This is a genomic window from Psychromonas arctica, from assembly GCF_036697365.1.
Lineage (GTDB): Bacteria > Pseudomonadota > Gammaproteobacteria > Enterobacterales > Psychromonadaceae > Psychromonas > Psychromonas arctica_A.
In genome coordinates this window covers 1-1308 of record NZ_JBAHZA010000045.1, presented here as the reverse complement: position 1 = coordinate 1308, position 1308 = coordinate 1, and the positions used below count along the sequence as shown (strand labels likewise).

Below are 1308 nucleotides of genomic sequence, written 5' to 3'. Positions count from 1 at the left end.
TGTGAAACCAATATTACCTTCATGAGTTTATCGGGTGACGTACAACCACATTACACTTCAATTGCCAGTTTTGTCGCTAAAATGAAAGACCAAATTGAACCACTATTTACTCAAGTATTAATGATATGCGACCGTGAAGGGTTGATTGGCCGAAACATGTTTGCCATTGATGGATGTAAAATAAGCTCAAACGCTAGCAAAGAATGGAGTGGCACATTTTGCGAACTTGAGCGAAAGCAAGCCAAGTTACGCAGAGCCAGCGAGCGAATACTTGAGCGTCATCAAGCACAAGATAGTTTAGGCGAAGATGAAGTGGCGCATGATTTAAAACAGAAAGCGAAACTTGATAAAAGTGCAGAAAAAATTACAGAATATCTCGCCACACATCAAGAAAAAACAGGCAGTAAAGGTAAGGAAGTTAAAAGCAATATAACAGACCCAGACAGCGCAAAAATGACAACAAGTAAAGGCACCATACAAGGCTACAATAGGATTGCTATTAATGACGACAAACACCAAATAATATTGCAAGCACAAACATGGGGCTCTGTGGGCGAACAACAAACTTTAGCGCCGGCCGTTACTCAATTAAAACAACAACTCGATAAGCTCACAACAGCAAAACAATTAAACGAACGCACGATAAAATTCACAGCTGACAGTGGTTTTAACAGTGAAGCTAATTTGGAATTTATGGCACAAAGTGGATTCGATAGTTATATCGCGGACAATCAATTTAGAAAGCGTAATCCACTATTTAACGAGAGTGAAACGTATGAAACAGAGCAAGAAAAACGACGGTTAAAACGCAGTAAAGGTAAACCAAGATTATTCACCTCAGATGACTTTCATTATGATGAAACAACACAAACCTGTCATTGCCCAGCAGGTAATGAAATGTGGCGAAGTGGAATAAATGTAAAGAGTCACAAGCAACAATACACACGATTCTGTGGTTATTTAAAAGACTGTAAGATATGCCCTTTACAACAGCAATGCATGCGTAAACCACCGAAGGATAGAGGAAGACAAGTCCAATTTAAAAATAATGAATCACGGAAAAAGCTAAGCTATGGCGACAAAATGAAAGTTAAGATAGATAGTCCAATAGGACGGCGCCAATACAGTAAACGATTAGGTGCCATTGAACCCGTATTTGGTAATATCACGGTGAATAAAGGCATGAATAAATTCACGCTACGCGGGCAAGATAAAGTGAATACCCAATGGAAAATGTACTGTCTCGTTCATAATATAGAGAAGTTAAGGAATAGTTTACATTAAGCCAAAGGCTAAGCCCTTAAACCG

Annotated in this window: 1 protein-coding gene; it reads left to right on the top strand. The window is 38.9% G+C overall.

Features of this window, described 5'->3' with window-relative positions; genetic code table 11:
* A partial coding sequence (locus V5290_RS17235; RefSeq protein ID WP_333388719.1) for a transposase occupies positions 1-1284 on the top strand: 1284 nt, incomplete at its 5' end.
* Positions 1285-1308: the final 24 nt, after the last annotated feature.